This is a genomic window from Curtobacterium sp. MCBD17_003 (assembly GCF_003234885.2).
Lineage (GTDB): Bacteria > Actinomycetota > Actinomycetes > Actinomycetales > Microbacteriaceae > Curtobacterium.
The window spans coordinates 2,585,853-2,603,324 of record NZ_CP126275.1 but is presented as its reverse complement, the minus strand read 5'-3'; the positions used below and the strand labels follow the sequence as shown (position 1 = coordinate 2,603,324).

Below are 17,472 nucleotides of genomic sequence, written 5' to 3'. Positions count from 1 at the left end.
CGCCAGGGCAAGGAGGCCCATCATGATCAAGCGAACGCGAACCGTCACCGGAGTGGGAGCGCTCGGCATCGCCGCGGCGCTCGTGCTCACCGGCTGCAGCAGCTCGGGCAGCTCGGGCAGCTCGGGCAGCTCGGGCTCCGGCTCGAGCTCGTCCCTCAAGGGCGCCGTCACCGTCGGGTACTCCGGCGGCGGCGTCGTCGACACCTACATGTCGGACATCATCAAGCACGCCGAGAAGGAACTGCCCGGCGTCACGATCAAGACGCACGTCTACCCGACCTACGACGACCAGCTGAACCAGCTGCCGACGCAGTTCGCCGCGGGCACGGCCCCGGACATCACCCTCTGGGACAACTCGGCACCGGTCGCCGAGTACGCGACCGAGGGGGCGATCGCGTCGATGGACGACGTGATCGGGAATACCGATGTCAAGCTCAGCGCGTTCCCGAAGGCGCTCGTGAACGGCTGGAAGATCGGCGGCAAGCTCTACGCGGTGCCGTCGTACCTGCAGAACTCGGGCTACGCCTACAACCAGGACGTGCTCGCGGAGGCGGGCGTCACCTCGACCCCGAAGACCCTCGCCGAGATCGCGACGGCCGCGGCGCAGGTCAAGGCGAAGACGGGCAAGCCCGGCGTGGTGCTGCTCGAGAACCTGTTCCACCTGACGCAGTACATGATCGCGAACGGTGGCGGCTACCACGGCGGCACGACGATCGACTCGAAGCAGAACGTGCAGGCGCTCGACCAACTGTTGACCATGTTCAAGAACGGCGACGCCGAGAGCGCCGAGCAGCTCGGGGCGACCTGGGACGGCGAGGCCTTCGGCAAGGGGAACGCCGCCATGTCCGATGCGGGGCCCTGGTACATCGGCTTCATGCAGACGAGTGACCCGTCGACGAAGTACACACTGACGACGCTCCCCGGGAAGACGGCGTCCTCGTCGACGGTGGCAACCTACGGTGGTGGCTTCAGCATCGCCCAGAAGTCGAAGGACAAGGCGGTCGACATGGCCGTCATCGCCGCGATGACCGACTCGTACTCCCAGAAGGCGATCATCACGACCAAGCTCGGGTACGTCCCGGCCGCCACGAAGTACATCAGCCAGTACCGCCAGGACACCCCGCAGTACGCGGCGTTCACGAACTCGGTGCTGGCGAAGGGCGAGTCGCTCGACTACCCGACCAAGTCGACCGAGTTCGGCAACGACCTGGTCAACGGGTTCCAGCAGCTCGTCGCGAAGAAGGCGACGAGCTCCACGGCCCTGCTGCACCAGCTCCAGCAGAAGTACGGGAAGTAGCCGATCGGCGTGAGTGCCATCAAGAGCTCCATCAGGGCGGCGCGACGGCCCACGTCGTCGCGCCGCCGCGCCTGGCTCCGGACCGACAACCCGGCTGCGTGGCTCATGCTCGCTCCCGCGGTGGTCCTGCTGCTGTGGTGGTTCGCCTACCCGATCGCGCAGTCCGTCGTGCTCAGCGTGCAGCAGGTCGGCAAGTTCGACTTCGACCAGCGCAGCTTCGTCGGGCTGCAGAACTTCGGGCAGCTGTTCGCCGACCCGGCGTTCGGCCGCTCCCTCGGGATCACGGCGACCTTCGTGGCGGGCGTCGTCCCGGCGCAGACGGTCCTGGCGATCGTCGTCGCCGCCGTCCTGCGCGGTGCCACCGTCGGCAAGGGCGCACTCCGCACCGCGTACTTCGTGCCCTACATGACATCGACCGTCGCGATCACGACGATCTTCATGCAGCTGTTCGTCAAGGGCGGCATCGCGTCCACCGCACTGTCGCTGTTCGGCCTGCCGAACTCGACCTGGTACGCGAGCCCCGGTCTGGCGCTCTGGTTCCTCGTGATCGTGTACGTGTACATGTTCGTCGGGCTGTACATCGTGATCTTCGTCGGGGGCATGGAGACGATCCCGGCGGACCTGTACGAGGCCGCCGAGATGGACGGTGCGGGCGCCTTCCGTCAGTTCCTCAGCGTCACGCTGCCGGGCGTGCGTCCGTTCACCGCGTTCGTGGTGCTGACCGGGATCATCCAGGCGATCCAGGTCTTCGACCAGGCGTACGTGATCTCGGGCGGGACGGTGCTCGGCAGCCCGGCCGGCGCGACATCGACGATCGTGATCTTCATCTACCAGCAGGCGTTCCGCTTGAGCAACATCGGGTACGCCTCGGCGGCGACCGTGATCCTGCTCGCCATCGTGATCCTCGCCGGCGTCGTCAGCCGGCTCCTCGGCCCGAAGGAGCAGGACGCATGAGCGCCACCTCGACGCAGCGGACCGCGGTCACCCGCCCGAGCACACCGACCAGCGGCACCGGTCGCCCGATGCGCTCGCACCGCACCCAGCAGACGGTCGCCCGGTCCGCCCGGTACACGTTCCTCATCGTGTTCGGACTGATCATGGTCGCCCCGCTGCTGTTCGTGCTGTACTGCTCGTTCCTGTCGCCAGCGGACTTCTTCTCGATCGTCCCGCCGTCGCACCTGACCCTGTCGAACTACACGTACGTGTTCACGCACGCCCCGATCGGACGCTGGTACGCGAACACCGCGATCGTCACGGGCTGCGTCGTCGCCGGCGCCGTCATCGTGAACACCCTGGCGGGTTGGGCGCTGGCCCGTCTGCAGTTCCGCGGCAAGCGCGTCGTGTTCACGGGCATCATCGTGATCCTGCTCGTGCCGCTGCAGGCGTACCTCATCCCGCTCTACCTGCAGATCGTCAAGCTCGGCTGGTTGAACACCTACGCGGCGCTCATCATCCCGTTCATCGTCAACCCGCTCCTCATCTTCCTCATGCGGCAGTCGTTCGGCACGATCCCGAAGGACCTCGAGGAGGCCGCGGCGCTCGACGGCGCGAACCGCTTCCGGATCTTCCTGCAGATCGGGCTGCCACTGTCGGTCACGGCGATCGCCACGCAGGCGATCCTCGCCGGCACGTGGACGTGGAACAGCTTCCTCATCCCGGTGACGATGACGAGCGACAAGGACATGTACGTCCTGACGCTCGGCCTCAACAGCCTGCAGTCGCAGAACTACACGCTGCCGACGGTGCAGATGGCGGGCGTGGTGCTGCTCACCCTGCCCGTCGTGGCGATGTTCCTCGTGTTCCAGCGGTTCATCGTGCCGAGCATCGCGTCGAGCGGCATCAAGGGATGACCACGCGCGTCGAGGCCACCGACGTGCCGGGCGGGCTCGGCGTCCGCATCACGACCCCCGGTGGGGGCGGTCCGGCGCTCGTGGCGGCGGCTCCCGTCGTGGTGCTCACGTGGAGGCCCGGGACGGACACGGACGCGGACGCGGTCACGGACGCGGACACCGGCGTCGAGACCGAGCACCGCGCGCCCTACGAGTCGCTGACGGTCACGGCGGACGGCCTCGTCGGCACCGCACGCATCGACGTCGGGGGCGGGACGGTCCTCCAGGTCGAGGACCGGTGGGACACCGACGGCGACGACGTCCGCATGGCCCGCCGGGTCACCGTCCGCGGCGGCCAGGGGCCCGCCCGCGGCTACGGCACGGCGGTCGTCGTCGAGGTCGACGCGGCCGCGCCGTGGGAGCGCGTCGAGCCGTTCTGCCCCGGCGTCGCATACGGCAACGCGCCACAGGTCCAGCCGCTCGCCATCGCCGGCGTGCACGGACGGCGGGCCGGGGTCACCACCGCGATCGTTCGGGAGGACCGTGCCGCGGCACCGCTGTTCGGCATCCGACTCGAGGACGGAGGCTGGGCGGCCATCGCCCACCGCGACCCGCGCGGTGACACCATCGCCGCCGACGGGATGGTCGAGGACGGTGGCGAGACGATCGTCGACCCGCGGCTCGCGTTCGCGTCCATCGGCGCGCGGAGCACCGGCGACCGCGTGGAGCTCGGCGTGTGGTTCCCCGGCACCGAAGGACCCGTCACCTACAGCAGCGGCGGTCTTCCGCTCCTCCAGCTCGACGCGTGGCGGCGCCGCTTCCACCCCCTGGACGACGGCGCGACCCAGGAGTACGCCGTCGCGGTGCGGACGGGAGGCTCGACCGACTTCCCCGACGTCGTCCGGCAGACCTGGCGCTGGGTCTGGGACCGCTTCGCCCCGGCCGTGCGCAGCGCGGACATCGCGGACGTCGTGCGCAGCGCGGCGGCCGTCCTGGCCGATCAGGTCGTGGCGGTCGGCGGACGGACCGGGGTCCCGCTCGAGGCGGACGCGGTCGTCCCGGAGCGGACGGACGAGGCGACCGCCGCGGTGATGGGGTTCGTCGGGGCGAACACCGACGCGGCCGTCGTCCTGCTCCGCGAGGCGGACAGCACCGATGACGGAGCCGTGGCCGAGCGGTACCGGGCGAGCGGTCTGGCGATCATCGACTCGTTCGTCACGCTCGCCCTGGATCCGCCCGCTGGCGAGGGGTTCGACACCGTGACGGGTGCGACGACCACGTACCGCACGTTCCGGGACCAGCCGGCGGTGTACGCCCGCGCCGTGGCCGAGGGAGCGCTCGCGGTGCTCGACGCCCTGGCGCTCGAACGCCGTCACGGCGAGGAACACCGGTCCTGGGCCGCCTGGGTCACGAGGGCAGGGAGCTGGTTGCTCCGGAACCAGGCCCTCGACGGTTCCCTCCCGCGCGCCTGGGTGGCCGGCACCGGCGAGGTGCTCGACGACTCGCGGTCCGGGACCGCCACCGTCGTGCCGTTCCTCGTCGCCGTGGGGTCGGAGGAGGCGCTCGCCGGTGCCGTGCGTGCCGCCGAGTTCGTCTGGCGGGAGTACGGACGCCGCGGGTGGTACGCCGGTGGCACCCTCGACAATCCCGACGTGGTGGACAAGGAAGCCGCGGTCCTGGCCGCCGAGGGGTTCCTCGACCTGTACGACGCGACCCGCGGGGCCGAATGGCTGGACCGGGCGGCCTCCGCGGCCTCGGTCGCCGAGACGTGGATCTACGTCTGGGACGTGCCGATGCCGGAGGACGCCGATCCAGCGCTGCTCCACTGGAAGCACGGGGTCTCGACCATCGGACACCAGCTCATCGCGTCCGGGGTGTCGATGACGGACGGGTTCCTCGCCGTGAACGCCTCGGTGTTCGCCCGGCTGTTCGCGCTGACGCACGACGACCACTGGCTCGACGTCGCTCGCGTGGTCACACACGGCACGACCACGATGTTCGCGACGGTCGAGCACGCGTTCGACCTCCGCGGGGTCGGGTGGCAGCAGGAGCACTGGTCGTTCGCCCCACGTCGGGGGTTCGGCCTCAACCGTCGGTGGTTGCCGTGGGTGCCGGTCGCGCACGCCCGGGGGATGTACCGCGTCGAGGATCGGTGTCCACCCGACGTCGCTGCACGCGTGCTCCGCGCCGACTGAACCGGCTCAGGGCCGGGCGCCTGTCACGGTGCCGTGGGCGGTACCGCGGCGTCGGGCGGAACGGTACCGTCGGCACCGCGCCGTCGGGCGAAACGGTACCGTCGGGCCGCACGGTGTCGTCAGGCCGCGAAGGCGAGCGCCGCGAGCTGCACGTCGTGCGCCTGCAGGATCGTGCGGCTCGGCTCGTGCCGCCAGGGACGGCCCGGGACGACCCAGCCGGCGGCGCCGGCGGCCTGCACGTGGGCGCCGGCGACGACGTGCGCGCCGAGCTCGGTGCGGGGGAGGCGGACGAGGAACTCGCGACGGGAGACGTCGTCGGCGACGACGAACTCGACGAGGTCGTCGGTGGTCAGGACGGGCGCGTCGAGCACGGTCCCGCTGATCTGGATGAAGTCGATGGTGCTGGTCATGGTGCTGTCTTTTCCGATGGTTCGTTGGCGACGAGCGCGGTGCGCTGGCCTCGATCCCTTGTACAGGGCGCTGGCCGGGCGGGCACTCGGATCGCACACGCCGGAGGTCGGCGTGGGTTGTCCGGCCATGATCGGCGGGACGGGGCCCCGGTGGAATGCGACTCGATGGAGCCGGTACGGAGCAGGCGGCGGGGCGGATGAGATGGGTCCGCGGCAGAACGCCAGCTCCGAACTCTAGCACCATCGGGGCAGGACTGGAAGGGGGCGGCGCCGGTGGCGGGGTTCCTCAGCGAAGACGGCGACGAGTGCGCGCACGGCCTGCCAGCGAGGGTCGCTTCGGTCAGGAGACCGGGCGACCGCCGCTGTCGTTGCCGTGGTCCTGCGTGCCGGGGTGACGTGCGTGACCCGTGTCGGTCCAGAATCCGTACCGTGCGGCTGGGGGACGCATCCGCCGCCGCTCGGCGGATGAACGGCGCGTGTTCCGACCTACGGCACCCTCCGGCGGGGTACAGAACACTCGTTCTACCTCTGGTCTGGGGACGTGCGGGAGCTGCGGCGGACACGGCGGTCCCAATATGCTCGCAACCAATCCGGGCTTCGGGGCCCGTGGTTACGAGCGGCGATTCGGGTGCCGCCGGTGGTGGGCTCGGCTTCGGGTGTCGAGCCCCCACCCCTCCCGATCCGGTCCTCCCGGCAGGTCGAGGGCGTCGGATCTTCCTCCCGCTCCCACAGCAGGCCGCCCGATGGGCCGCTGCGCCGTCGCTCCCGGTTCGCACGTACCCCGTTGGGCCGGACCGCCACTCGTGGGCGGCCTACCGTGGCGGCATGACCCGCATCGACCAGCTCCGCCGCGGCGGCCTCGTCCTCGACGTCGACGACAGCGGCCCAGAAGACGGTCCGGTCGCGGTCCTCCTCCACGGGTTCCCCGCCGACCGGAGCACCTGGCGGGCGGTCACGCCGCTCCTGACGGCCGAGGGCCTCCGCGTCGTCGCGCCGGACCAACGCGGGTACGCGGTCGGGGCGCGACCGGAGGGACGCCGCGCGTACCGGCGCGACTGGCTCGTCGACGACGTCCTGGCGCTCGCCGACCGACTCGGCGCAGAGCGGGTCCACCTCGTCGGCCACGACTGGGGCGGGCTGGTCGCCTGGCGGCTCGCGCAGCGGGCTCCCGACCGGCTCGCGTCGCTCACGGTCCTGGCGACCCCGCACCCGCGGGCGATGGCGCTCGCGGCGGTCCGCTCCGACCAGGCCCTGCGGTCGTGGTACATCGCGGCGTTCCAGGTGCCCTGGCTCCCCGAACGGCTGCTCCGGGGGCGTCTCGTCCCGGTGCTCGAGGGCATGGGCCTCGCACGCGCCACCGCCGAGCGGTACGACCGTCGGATGCGCGAGCCAGGAGCACTGCGCGCGGCGATCGACTGGTACCGCGCACTGGCGCTGCCCACTCCGGCCGGCACGCCGCGCGTCGACCCGCTGGTCCGTGTCCCGACGTCGTACCTGTGGGGCTCCCGGGACGCGGCACTCGGTCGGGTCGCGGCCGAGGCGACCGAGCGGTACGTCGCGGCGCCCTACCGGTTCGTGGCCGTCGACGAGGACCACTGGCTGCCCGAGAACGCGGCCGCGCTCGTGGCCGAGGTGGTGCTCGACCGCGTGCGGTCCGTCAGGGCGTAGCGGGTCTCAGAGCTCGACGACCTCGAACTCGAGCAGATCCGCGCCGGTCGCGACGGGGCGTCGGGCGCCGTCCTGCGCGTCGCCGTGTCCGGCGGGAGCGCCGTGCTCGGCAGGAGCACCGTGTCCGGCAGGAGCGCCGTGCTCGCCGGGCGCCGCCGCATGCCGACCGTGCGCACCCTCGGACCCACCGGCATGCGCCGCCTTCGCGCCGTCGGCGGCCCAGGCTCGGAACGACGCCTCGTCCGCCCACGTCGTGACGACGAAGTACCGGTCGTCGCCCTTCACCGGGCGGAGGAGCTGGAAGCCCTCGAAGCCGGGAGCCCCGTCGACCGCGTGTCTGCGGGCAGCGAACCGCTGCTCGAGCTCGGCGCCGGCACCGGCGGGGACGTGGATGGCGTTGATCTTGACGACGGACATGCTGCGGTGGTCCTTCCGGTCTGGAGGCGCGGTGCGGGCCGCACCCGTGCCTCCCGAACCGTAACGGGGCGCGCTGAACGCGACCGGGGCGCGGTGTCAGGCGGGCAGGACGGCTGCGCGGGCCAGGCCCAGCTCGTCCTCACGCCAGGGGCGGGCGCCGACGGTCCGCAATCCGAGCCGGGTCAGCGCGAACGCCACGTGGTCCACGACGTCGGGTTCCCACTCGCCCTCGACCCCCATGCCGAACGAGGCGATCTCGTCGTCGGCCTCATCGAGGACCGTGACGGACCACCGCCCGGCGTCGTGGCGTTCGACGGTGACCCAGCGCGCTGCGGCGAACCGGTCGGGAGCACCCGTGGTCACGCGGTCTTCATGACGTCCGCGGTGAAGTTCTGCACGCGCTGGAGCAGGGCCGCGGACCGGGCTGCGATCGTCTCGGGCGGGTTGAGGTGCGGGGGCGCCACGCGGATGAGGAGCGAGCACGCCAGGTCCTCGCAGATGTAGGACCCGATGGTGTTGCCGTTCCGGCCGGACTCGCCGGCACGCGCAGCCGAGAACAACCGGACCTGCGTGGCCGGCTGGGGTGAGTGGCAGAAGGAGCACATCGCCGCGATGCCCGGCCGGAGCGAACCGCCGGCTGCGCGGACGACGATCCCGGTGGGGCGGCCGTCCATCCAGTGGACCATGTAGCCGCGGCGGGCGGCCTGCGGGTCGCGCCAACCCAGGTACTCGCGCTCGTCCCAGAGCATCTCGTGCAGACCCGGGATCGGCAGGTGGTCGAGCTCCTCCGGGGTCGCGTTGACGAACGACGATCGGATGTCGGACTCGGTGAGTGCCTTCACGGTCCCCCTCATGGTGGTGGTACCCGATCCTACCGCGCGGGCCGGACACGGCGCCCTGGCACTACCCCTGTCCGGGGGCCAGGTCAACCCCTGACTTGCCGAGAACGCTGCACGTACTGTCGAAGGACCAGAAGCGCACCGCGTGCACACCGAGCGCAGCGAGCGCCGACGTCGTCCTCGACGGGCGACGACCGACCACCGACACCCAAGCGATCAGGCACCAGGGGATCAGATGAGTCTGTACGAGTCCGAGCCGGGCGTCCCCCCGGCTCGCATCAAGACGTTCCGACAGCAGCGCCGCGAGCGCCGTTGGGGGTACCCGGTCGACGGGGACCTCGAGCCCGTGCTCTACGCCGACTTCTTCCGCGACGTCACCGGAGCTGCCCGCCACCGGCGCTGACCCGGTGTGGCCGGTCTCCGGAGTCGAGCGACCCGGACGCCGGTCAGGGGCGCCGCACCACCGACGTCACTGCGCTCGATCGCTCGGGCCACCACCTCGGCACCGACGCGTCTAGCGGCGGTGTCGTCGGCGGCGAACTCGACCAGGACCCGGGTCGCACTCGCCATGGCGCGCGCGCCGGGCACCCACGGCACCGCCCGCTCGATCGACTCCGCGACGCCGACCACGGCCGCGTGGTGCCCCGTCAGGTGCGCCGCCTCGTGTGCGACGACGGCATCGAGTTCGTCGGGACGGAGGCGCGCTGCCAGTCCGGTGCTGACGAGCACGGTGCGGTCGCGTCCGGGCACGGCGCACGCCAGGGCCCGCTCGCCCGCGACCACCGCGATCTCGGTCCCGGCGACCCGACGACGTTCCGCCGCCCCGGTTCGCAGGGCCGCGCGGACGGCCGCGTGCTCCGGCCCGGGAGGGACGCGGACGGCGACCACGAACGCGAGCACCGCGGCGACGGCCACCACGAGGTGCGCGCCGTGGGTCGGCGAGGCAGCCAGCCGGAACGGGTCCGCCCCGTGTCGACCCCCGAGCGCGACGAGCGTGACGCCCGACACGGAGCCGCCGACCCCGATGAGGACCGCGGCGCACCAGCTGACGAGCGCGGTCCGAGGGCGGTCGATCGTCCACGCCCACCGGGTGAGCAGCCGGGGAGCGGCGGCGGCCACGACGACCGCGGTCACGACGAGGGCGACGCCCCAGACGATCACGGTCGTTCCCGTCAGGACCGGGCGCGCGCGTCGATCGCGCGACGCAGGGCCTCGAGGTCGTCCGACGCCAGGGAGCCGGTGAAGCGGAGCAGCGCGGCCTCGCGGTCGCTCGACGCGGCGAGCGCGGACTCCATGAGGGACGCGGCGTGGTCGGCGCGGGAGCGGCTCGCGCGGAACCGCAGGGGGGCGTCGGCCTGTTCGTCGCGGAGCACCCCGCCCTTCCGCCCGAGGCGCTCGAGCACCGTCAGCACGGTGGTCAGCGCGGGTCGTGGTTCGTCGCAGCGGTCGAGGACCTCACGGGCGGTGAGCCCGTCGGGGCCCGCGGACCAGAGCACGTCGAGCACCGCCTGCTCGAGCTGCCCACGCGGGCGCGATCGCTGTCCGGCCACGCGGTGATCCTACGAGATGTCGAACGACCGGCCGGCCTCGTCACGAGGCCGTAACACCGCGTTGGTACGATCGGGGCCACAACAGCACACCGGGCCGCCCACACCCTGCGGGAGAGTCCGATCACGAGCGCGCCGAGTCGGCGACCGCGAGACCGGACACCGAAGGAGCAACCTCCCCGTCAATCTCTCAGGTCGTACGACCGCAGGGGTCAGGCCACTCTGAAAAGCAGGGCGCCGTCACGGCGTGCCCTCGCCCACGGTGAAAGCCGACCGCCTCCGACCGGTCGGCGAAACTCTCAGGCACATGACAGAGGGGGAGTTCCGACCGGCGTCCCCGCCGGGACGCGTCGACGCAGGAGAACTCCACCCCATGACCGATCCGACCCCGTCGGGCAGTGCCGGACCATCGGTGCACCGCCGATCCCCACTCCACGAGGCCCATGCCGCCGCCGGCGCCACGTTCACGGACTTCGCGGGCTGGCAGATGCCCGTCCGGTACAGCTCCGACCTCGCCGAACACCACGCCGTGCGCAGCGCCGCGGGGCTGTTCGACCTCTCGCACATGGCGGAGATCGGCGTCCAGGGGCCCGGTGCCGGCGCGTACCTCGACGCCGCGCTCGCGGGCAAGCACGCCACGATGCCCGTCGGTCGGGCGAAGTACTCGCTGCTCCTGACCGACGACGGCGGCGTGCTCGACGACGTCGTCGTGTACCGCACCGAGGACGACGCGTTCCTCGTCGTCGCGAACGCCGCCAACCGCGACGTCGCCGTCGCCGCGCTGCGCGACCGCGCGGTGGGCCACGACGTCGAGGTCACGGACGACAGCGACACCACGGCCCTCGTCGCGATCCAGGGCCCGGCCGCCGCGGGCACGCTGGACGCGCTCGTCGTCGCCGATCGTCTGCAGCCCGAGACGCCGCTCGACGAGCTCCGCTACTACCGGGTCCTGCACGCCTCGTTCGACCTGCAGGACGTCCTCATCGCCCGCACCGGCTACACGGGCGAGGACGGCTTCGAGATCTACTGCCCCACCGACCTGGCGCCCGTGCTCTGGGACGCCCTGCTCGACGCCGGTGCCGACCGCGGCGTCGTGCCCGCCGGGCTCGCCGCACGCGACACGCTCCGGCTCGAGGCCGGGATGCCGCTGTACGGCCACGAACTCGACACCACCGTGCGTCCCGCGCAGGCCGGACTCGGTCGCGTCGTCGCGATGGACACGGAATTCGTCGGGAGGGCCGGGGTCACGCCCGCCACCGACGCCCCGCTCCTCGTCGGGCTCGTCATGGAGGGTCGCCGTGCCGCCCGTGCCGGTTACCCGGTGCTCGACGGCGGCCAGACCGTCGGCACGGTCACCTCGGGCGCCCTGTCACCGACGCTCGGGCACCCCGTCGCCATGGCGTACGTCGACCCTGCGGTCGCCACCCCGGGCACCGTCCTGCGTGTCGACGTGCGCGGCACCGCCGTCCCGGCGACCGTCTCCGAACTCCCCTTCTACCGCCGCCCCGCCAGCGCCGCCCCAGGCCAGAAAGGCTGACCATGACCGACATCACCGCGCTCCGCTACACCAAGGACCACGAGTGGCTCCTCGTCGAGGGTGACGTCGTCACCGTCGGCATCACCCAGTTCGCCGCGGACCAGCTCGGCGACGTCGTGTTCGTCGAGCTCCCCGAGGTCGGCACCGCCGCGACGGCCGGACAGACCCTCGGCGAGATCGAGTCGACGAAGAGCGTCGGCGAGCTGTTCTCGCCGATCGAGGGCACCGTCGTCGAGCGCAACGACGCCGTCGTGGACACCCCGGACCTCGTCAACCAGGACCCCTTCGGTGGAGCCTGGCTCGTCAAGATCCAGGTCGACGGCACCAGCTTCCCCGAGGACCTCATGGACCACGAGGCGTACGCCGCCTTCGCGGGCTGATCGGATGGACGAGGACATGACCCAGCACGACCGGACCCCGCAGGCCGACCAGAACCTGCAGACCACCTTCGGCGACCGCCACATCGGCACGGGCGCGGCCGACCAGCGCCTCATGCTCGAGACCGTCGGGTACGACTCCCTCGACGCGCTCGTCCGCGCGGCCGTCCCCGCCGCGATCCACGCCGAGCCCGTCGTCGACTCGGTGATCCCCGGTGCCGTCGGCGAGACCGAGGCGCTCGCGGAGCTCCGTCGGATGGCGGCACGGAACACCGTGCGCCGCCCGATGATCGGACTCGGCTACCACGGCACCCACACGCCCGCCGTCATCCAGCGGAACGTGCTCGAGAATCCGAGCTGGTACACGGCCTACACGCCGTACCAGCCGGAGATCTCGCAGGGCCGGCTGGAGGCGCTCATCAACTTCCAGACGATGGTCGCGGACCTGACGGGCATGGCCACCGCGGGCGCCTCGATGCTCGACGAGGGCACCGCGGTCGTCGAGGGCATGCTGCTCGCCCGCCGGGCCTCGAAGGTCCGCGGGGACGTGTTCCTCGTCGACCGGGACGTCCTGCCGCAGACCATGGCGCTGCTCGAGCACCGGGCCGAGGCCGTCGGCATCACCCTGCGCACGATCGACGTCGCCGGGGGACCGGACCAGGTCGACGTCGAGGGCGCCTTCGGACTCGTCGTGCAGTACCCGGGCGCGTCCGGCCGGATCGTCGACCCCGCGTCGGTGATCGAGCGGATCCACGACGGGGGCGGCATCGCCGTCGTCGCGGCGGACCTGCTCGCGATGACGCTCCTCGCGTCGCCCGGTGACCTCGGCGCGGACGTCGCCGTCGGCACGACCCAACGCTTCGGCGTGCCGCTCGGCTTCGGTGGACCGCACGCCGGCTACCTCGCCGTCCGCGCGGGCCTCGAGCGGCAGCTGCCCGGTCGCCTCGTCGGGGTGTCCTTCGACGCGGACGGTGGCATGGCCTACCGCCTCAGCCTCCAGACCCGCGAGCAGCACATCCGGCGCGAGAGGGCGACGAGCAACATCTGCACCGCGCAGGTGCTCCTCGCCGTCATGGCCTCGATGTACGCCGTCTACCACGGCCCCGAGGGCCTGCGGTTCATCGCCGACCGGGTCGCCCGCACGACCGCCGCGATCGCCGACGCGGCTCGTGCCGCCGGGATCGGCGTGCCCGTCGACGCCTGGTTCGACACACTGACGCTCCGCGCCCCCGGCCGGGCCGCCGCGATCGTCGACGCGGCGCGTGACCGCGGGTACCTCCTGCACCTCGTCGACGCGGACACCCTCCAGCTCTCGGCGGACGAGACGACCACGCCCGAGGACGTCGCAGCGCTCGCCGACGTGTTCCGCGACGTCGCCGCAGCCCACTCGGAGGCCTCCGAGTCGGCCGCGTCGACCATGACCGTCCCGATGGCGGAGGCCGCCGTGCGTGACGCCACCCCGGGCCTCCCGGCCGCGCTGCGGCGCGAGTTGGCCTACCTGACGCACCCCGTGTTCCAGGCACACCGCAGCGAGACCCGGATGATGCGGTACCTCAAGCACCTCGCCGACAAGGACTACGCGCTCGACCGCGGCATGATCCCGCTCGGCAGCTGCACGATGAAGCTCAACGCCGCGACCGAGATGGCCGCCGTCACCTGGCCGGAGTTCGCGGGGATCCACCCGTTCGCGCCGCGTGAGGACGTCGCCGGGTACCTGTCGATGATCGCCGACCTCGAGTCGTGGCTCGCCGAGGTCACCGGGTACGACACCGTCTCGGTGCAGCCGAACGCCGGGAGCCAGGGTGAGCTCGCCGGACTCCTGGCCATCCGCGGGTACCACCGCGCCAACGGGGACACCGCACGCACGGTCTGCCTCATCCCGCAGAGCGCGCACGGGACGAACGCCGCGAGCGCCGTGCTCGCGGGCATGCGCGTGGTCGTCGTGGCGTGCGACGAGGACGGCAACGTCGACCTCGCCGACCTCCGCGCCAAGACCGAGCAGCACCGGGACGACCTGGCCGCGCTGATGATCACCTACCCGTCGACGCACGGTGTGTACGAGCACGAGATTCGCGCGATCTGCGACGCCGTGCACGAGGCCGGCGGGCAGGTCTACGTCGACGGCGCGAACCTCAACGCGCTGCTCGGGCACGCGCGCTTCGGCGACTTCGGCGGCGACGTCTCGCACCTCAACCTGCACAAGACGTTCTGCATCCCGCACGGCGGCGGAGGACCCGGTGTCGGACCGGTGGCCGCCAGGGCCCACCTGGCCCCGTTCCTCCCCGGCCACCCGTTCGCGCAGGACGCCGACCGTCGCCCCGGCTCGGTCGCGCCGGACGGCGCGGACCGGCTCGCGCACGGTGGCGGACCCGTCTCGGCGGCGCCGTACGGCAGCCCGAGCATCCTGCCCATCACGTGGACCTACGTCCGCATGATGGGCGTCGAGGGGCTCACGCGCGCCACCGAGTCGGCCGTGCTCGGCGCGAACTACCTGGCGGCGAAGCTGCGCGACGCGTTCCCCGTCCTCTACACGGGCGACGACGGTCTCGTGGCGCACGAGTGCATCCTCGACCTCCGGCCGTTGCGCGAGGCGACCGGCATCACCGTGGACGACGTCGCGAAGCGCCTGATCGACTACGGGTTCCACGCACCGACGATGTCGTTCCCGGTCGCGGGCACGCTCATGGTCGAGCCGACCGAGAGCGAGGACCTGGCGGAGCTCGACCGGTTCGTCGACGCCATGCTCGCGATCCGTGCCGAGGCCGACGAGGTCGCCGCGGGCACCTGGCCGGCGGACGACAACCCGCTCGTCGGGGCGCCGCACACCGCGTCGAGCGTCATCGCGGGGGAGTGGGCGCACGCCTACACGCGTGAACAGGCCGTCTACCCGCTGCCGGGCATCGCCGGTCGCAAGTACTGGCCGCCCGTGCGCCGGATCGACCAGGCGTACGGGGACCGCAACCTCGTGTGCGCCTGCCCGCCGATCGAGGCGTTCGCGCAGGCCTGATCAGCCCGGCCGGCCCGGCCCGGCCCGGCCCGGCTCGGCGCCGAGAGTGCAGAACACGCCGCTCACCTCGCGAGGTGAGCGGCGTGTTCTGCACTCTCGCCGGACGGGGACGGCCGTCAGACGACCGGCAGGTGCGTGTTCCACCAGCGGAGGACGTGGTCGAACCGCTGCACCCGGTGGCTCGGGCGCCCGGACCGGGACAGCTCGTGGCCCTCGCCCGGGAACAGCAGGAACTCGGCCTCCACCCCTGCCCGGCGCAGGGCGACGAACTGGCGCTGCCCCTGCTCGAGCGGGCACCGCCAGTCCTGCTCGGAGTGCGCGACCATGAACGGCATCGCCACGTCCGCGGCGTAGGTCAGGGGGCTCTGGCGGCGCTGGTCCTCCGGGTCCGCGCCGACGTACGCCTCGGCGAAGAACCAGCCGATGTCCGAGCTGCCGGCGAACGAGTCCCAGGCGTTGACGGCCCGCTCGCTCCAGGCAGCCGTGAACCGCTCGGGCTCGCGGGCGGCGATCCAGCTCGTCATGAACCCGCCGTACGAGCCGCCCATGATCCCGACCCGCGAGGCGTCGAGGTCGTCCCGCTCGAGCGCCACGTCGAGCAGCGCCAGGACGTCGTCGACGTCGACGGTGCCGAGGCGTCCGATGATCGCCTGGCCGTGGTCGAAGCCGTACCCGGCCGACCCACGTGGGTTGCCGAGGACGACCGCGTACCCGGCTGCGGCGTAGACCTGCGCCTCGTCGAACACCGCCCGGTCCTGCTGCGCGAACGGGCCGCCGTGCACGACGCGGAGCACGGGGTGGGGGCCCTCGCCCTCGGGCAGGACGAGCCAGCCGTGCACCTCGTGTCCGTCGGGAGCGGTGCCGACGAGTTCCTCGACGGGCCGCAGTCCCACAGCGCGGAGGCCGGCGCCGAGATCGCTCAGGGTCTCGACGGAGCCCGCCGCGGTGTCGATGAGCACGACCTCTCCGGCGCTGTCCGGCAGGCCGACCGTGGCGATGACGACGTCCTCGCCGATCGCGGTGATCGCCCGCACCACGACCTCGCCGCCGTGCAGCACGGGGAGGGCGTCGAGGGGCAGCGGCTCCGCGCCGGTGCTCGCGTCGTCGTCCGCGGCGCTCGCGGTGGCGTCCGTGGTCCACGGGACGGCACGGAGCTCGACCGCCCCGCGGTGCAGCACCCCGACGAGCACGTCACCGCTGCGCGGGACGAGGAGGCCCGGCCCCACCTCGAGGTCGACGGTGCGGTGGTCCGTCAGGCGACGGGCACGGACGGGGCCGTCGTCCGTGGTCCGCGCCGCGTACAGCCCGGTCGGGACCGCGACGATCCCCTGCGTCCGGTCGGTCCCGAGGAAGAAGAGGGTGCCGTCGGGTCCGAACTGCGGTGCGGCCGCGGTGCCGTCGGACTCGACGAGCAGCGTGATCGCGCCCGAGACCGCGTCGACCCGGTAGAGGTCGCTCTCGGTCGTCTCGGCGGCGCCGGTGTCACGCGGGGCGCTCACCACGAGCGCGGTGCCGTCCGGCGTCCACGTGGGGTCGCTCACCGCGGTGGTGTCATCGGTGATCGCGGTGTCGACGGGGTCTCCCGTGAGGGCGGCGGCCACGTCGACGACCACGAGACGCCGCAGACGGTCGCGGAGGAACCCGACGCCGTCCTGGCGGTAGTCGAGCCGGGTGATGTGCCGCGGGGGCTCGGCCGAGGCGTCCGCGGCGGTGCCGTTCGCGGTCGGGGTGCCGTAACGGCCGGGTTCGGGGATCCGGGCCGTCGTCGCGATCCGCGTGGAGTCGGGGGACCACACCGGGGCCTCGGCACCGAGCGGCAGGGCCGTGACCACCCGGCCCTCCCCGCCGCCCATGGGCATCACGACGAGTTGCGGGTGGGCGTCCGGGCCGGTGCCGCCGACGCGACGGAGGAACGTGACCCACCGGCCGTCGGGCGAGATGGACGGGGCGCCGTCGTGCGGGCCGTGGGTCCAGTCGGTCGTGGTCCACCGCCCGTCGGCGGCCGCGAGACGCACGACGTGGCCGACGTTCTCGTCCGCGTCGAGGTCGGGACGGGTGAGGCCCACGAGCAGCGGGGCCCCGGAGCGGGGGTCGGCGACGGCGGCGGCGCGGGACGGCATGACGAGGTGGGCGATGTCGGAGGGGTGCATGATGCAACGCTAATCACCGGTCGGCGGGAGGGGAGTGGGGACGTACCCCGGTCCTCCCGGACGGCAGGAGACGGACGGCGTGCGGTGCGGTTCGTGCGGATCGGTCCTGCGACGTGCCGCGCGGAGGCGTGAGCGCAAGCAGAATCATTGCGAATCGGTGAACCAGAAGCAACGAAACGGCGGCTGGTGCATGGATCCT

General features: G+C 72.5%; 16 protein-coding genes and 2 riboswitches. Of the genes, 9 read left to right on the top strand and 7 right to left on the bottom strand.

What is annotated here, in order from left to right; genetic code table 11:
- The first annotated feature begins 22 nt into the window (after positions 1 to 22).
- The 4 genes from DEI88_RS12240 to DEI88_RS12225 are packed head-to-tail and all read left to right on the top strand — an operon-like array spanning position 23 to position 5,321.
- Complete coding sequence (locus DEI88_RS12240) at positions 23 to 1,297, top strand: ABC transporter substrate-binding protein (RefSeq protein WP_111036510.1); 1,275 nt, start codon at positions 23 to 25, stop codon at positions 1,295 to 1,297.
- A 9-nt stretch (positions 1,298 to 1,306) separates the two neighbouring features.
- Positions 1,307 to 2,251 (top strand): carbohydrate ABC transporter permease, encoded by a 945-nt coding sequence (locus tag DEI88_RS12235; RefSeq protein WP_111036509.1) that lies wholly within the window; start codon positions 1,307 to 1,309, stop codon positions 2,249 to 2,251.
- Positions 2,248 to 3,147: a carbohydrate ABC transporter permease gene (locus DEI88_RS12230; RefSeq protein ID WP_111071231.1), complete on the top strand. Its 900-nt coding sequence runs from the start codon at positions 2,248 to 2,250 to the stop codon at positions 3,145 to 3,147. Before DEI88_RS12235 ends, DEI88_RS12230 begins: the two co-directional genes overlap by 4 nt.
- Positions 3,144 to 5,321, top strand: a complete 2,178-nt coding sequence (locus DEI88_RS12225; protein ID WP_111071232.1) for a hypothetical protein — start codon at positions 3,144 to 3,146, stop codon at positions 5,319 to 5,321. The genes DEI88_RS12230 and DEI88_RS12225 overlap by 4 nt, the downstream gene beginning before the upstream one ends.
- A 119-nt stretch (positions 5,322 to 5,440) precedes the next feature.
- Here the strand turns inward: DEI88_RS12225 and DEI88_RS12220 are convergent, their stop codons facing one another.
- Complete coding sequence (locus DEI88_RS12220) at positions 5,441 to 5,731, bottom strand: hypothetical protein (RefSeq protein ID WP_111010879.1); 291 nt, start codon at positions 5,729 to 5,731, stop codon at positions 5,441 to 5,443.
- 825 nt (positions 5,732 to 6,556) lie between these two features.
- Between DEI88_RS12220 and DEI88_RS12215 the strand changes: the two genes are divergently transcribed.
- Positions 6,557 to 7,399, top strand: coding sequence for an alpha/beta fold hydrolase (locus DEI88_RS12215; RefSeq protein WP_111071233.1), 843 nt, complete (start codon positions 6,557 to 6,559; stop codon positions 7,397 to 7,399).
- Positions 7,400 to 7,405: 6 nt separating this feature from the next.
- On the opposite strand, the gene DEI88_RS16455 is transcribed toward DEI88_RS12215, so the two are convergent.
- From DEI88_RS16455 to DEI88_RS12200, 3 genes are all read right to left on the bottom strand, one after another.
- Complete coding sequence (locus DEI88_RS16455) at positions 7,406 to 7,816, bottom strand: antibiotic biosynthesis monooxygenase family protein (RefSeq protein WP_111071234.1); 411 nt, start codon at positions 7,814 to 7,816, stop codon at positions 7,406 to 7,408.
- A gap of 96 nt (positions 7,817 to 7,912) precedes the next feature.
- Positions 7,913 to 8,179: a hypothetical protein gene (locus DEI88_RS12205; RefSeq protein WP_111013659.1), complete on the bottom strand. Its 267-nt coding sequence runs from the start codon at positions 8,177 to 8,179 to the stop codon at positions 7,913 to 7,915.
- Positions 8,176 to 8,670: an FBP domain-containing protein gene (locus DEI88_RS12200; protein ID WP_111010875.1), complete on the bottom strand. Its 495-nt coding sequence runs from the start codon at positions 8,668 to 8,670 to the stop codon at positions 8,176 to 8,178. The genes DEI88_RS12205 and DEI88_RS12200 overlap by 4 nt, the downstream gene beginning before the upstream one ends.
- Before the next feature lie 220 nt (positions 8,671 to 8,890).
- Here DEI88_RS12200 and DEI88_RS12195 point away from each other — a divergent pair, with 220 nt between their 5' ends.
- The gene (locus DEI88_RS12195; RefSeq protein ID WP_181434884.1) at positions 8,891 to 9,058 is read left to right on the top strand and encodes a hypothetical protein; all 168 of its coding nucleotides are present in this window, start codon (positions 8,891 to 8,893) and stop codon (positions 9,056 to 9,058) included.
- Here DEI88_RS12195 and DEI88_RS12190 read toward each other — a convergent pair.
- Both DEI88_RS12190 and DEI88_RS12185 read right to left on the bottom strand, forming a co-directional pair.
- Positions 9,007 to 9,816 (bottom strand): M56 family metallopeptidase, encoded by an 810-nt coding sequence (locus DEI88_RS12190; RefSeq protein WP_111071235.1) that lies wholly within the window; start codon positions 9,814 to 9,816, stop codon positions 9,007 to 9,009. The genes DEI88_RS12195 and DEI88_RS12190 overlap by 52 nt on opposite strands.
- Before the next feature lie 11 nt (positions 9,817 to 9,827).
- The gene (locus tag DEI88_RS12185; RefSeq protein ID WP_111010873.1) at positions 9,828 to 10,205 is read right to left on the bottom strand and encodes a BlaI/MecI/CopY family transcriptional regulator; all 378 of its coding nucleotides are present in this window, start codon (positions 10,203 to 10,205) and stop codon (positions 9,828 to 9,830) included.
- A gap of 98 nt (positions 10,206 to 10,303) precedes the next feature.
- Positions 10,304 to 10,418, top strand: a riboswitch (glycine riboswitch).
- Positions 10,419 to 10,526, top strand: a riboswitch (glycine riboswitch).
- A gap of 49 nt (positions 10,527 to 10,575) precedes the next feature.
- Between DEI88_RS12185 and gcvT the strand changes: the two genes are divergently transcribed.
- Genes gcvT through gcvP form a run of 3 tightly spaced genes read left to right on the top strand, consistent with a single transcriptional unit; the run spans position 10,576 to position 15,123 of the window.
- Positions 10,576 to 11,739 (top strand): glycine cleavage system aminomethyltransferase GcvT, encoded by a 1,164-nt coding sequence (gene gcvT, locus DEI88_RS12180; RefSeq protein WP_111071236.1) that lies wholly within the window; start codon positions 10,576 to 10,578, stop codon positions 11,737 to 11,739.
- A gap of 2 nt (positions 11,740 to 11,741) precedes the next feature.
- Positions 11,742 to 12,119 carry a glycine cleavage system protein GcvH gene (gene gcvH / locus DEI88_RS12175; RefSeq protein ID WP_111071237.1) on the top strand — a complete coding sequence of 126 codons (378 nt, stop codon included), beginning with the start codon at positions 11,742 to 11,744 and terminating at the stop codon, positions 12,117 to 12,119.
- Positions 12,120 to 12,135: 16 nt separating this feature from the next.
- Complete coding sequence (gene gcvP, locus DEI88_RS12170) at positions 12,136 to 15,123, top strand: aminomethyl-transferring glycine dehydrogenase (protein ID WP_181441157.1); 2,988 nt, start codon at positions 12,136 to 12,138, stop codon at positions 15,121 to 15,123.
- A 116-nt stretch (positions 15,124 to 15,239) separates the two neighbouring features.
- Here the strand turns inward: gcvP and DEI88_RS12165 are convergent, their stop codons facing one another.
- Entirely contained in the window at positions 15,240 to 17,273 is a 2,034-nt protein-coding gene (locus DEI88_RS12165) for a S9 family peptidase (RefSeq protein WP_111071239.1), read from the bottom strand.
- Positions 17,274 to 17,472: the final 199 nt, after the last annotated feature.

What these genes read in the sequence shown, in the direction of transcription:
- DEI88_RS16455 (WP_111071234.1), bottom strand. Translation starts at nt 7,816, where the DNA reads ATGTCCGTCGTCAAGATCAACGCCATCCACGTCCCCGCCGGTGCCGGC.
- gcvP (WP_181441157.1), top strand. Translation starts at nt 12,136, where the DNA reads ATGACCCAGCACGACCGGACCCCGCAGGCCGACCAGAACCTGCAGACC.
- gcvT (WP_111071236.1), top strand. Translation starts at nt 10,576, where the DNA reads ATGACCGATCCGACCCCGTCGGGCAGTGCCGGACCATCGGTGCACCGC.
- DEI88_RS12165 (WP_111071239.1), bottom strand. Translation starts at nt 17,273, where the DNA reads ATGCACCCCTCCGACATCGCCCACCTCGTCATGCCGTCCCGCGCCGCC.
- DEI88_RS12220 (WP_111010879.1), bottom strand. Translation starts at nt 5,731, where the DNA reads ATGACCAGCACCATCGACTTCATCCAGATCAGCGGGACCGTGCTCGAC.
- gcvH (WP_111071237.1), top strand. Translation starts at nt 11,742, where the DNA reads ATGACCGACATCACCGCGCTCCGCTACACCAAGGACCACGAGTGGCTC.
- DEI88_RS12230 (WP_111071231.1), top strand. Translation starts at nt 2,248, where the DNA reads ATGAGCGCCACCTCGACGCAGCGGACCGCGGTCACCCGCCCGAGCACA.
- DEI88_RS12225 (WP_111071232.1), top strand. Translation starts at nt 3,144, where the DNA reads ATGACCACGCGCGTCGAGGCCACCGACGTGCCGGGCGGGCTCGGCGTC.
- DEI88_RS12195 (WP_181434884.1), top strand. Translation starts at nt 8,891, where the DNA reads ATGAGTCTGTACGAGTCCGAGCCGGGCGTCCCCCCGGCTCGCATCAAG.
- DEI88_RS12215 (WP_111071233.1), top strand. Translation starts at nt 6,557, where the DNA reads ATGACCCGCATCGACCAGCTCCGCCGCGGCGGCCTCGTCCTCGACGTC.
- DEI88_RS12200 (WP_111010875.1), bottom strand. Translation starts at nt 8,670, where the DNA reads ATGAGGGGGACCGTGAAGGCACTCACCGAGTCCGACATCCGATCGTCG.
- DEI88_RS12240 (WP_111036510.1), top strand. Translation starts at nt 23, where the DNA reads ATGATCAAGCGAACGCGAACCGTCACCGGAGTGGGAGCGCTCGGCATC.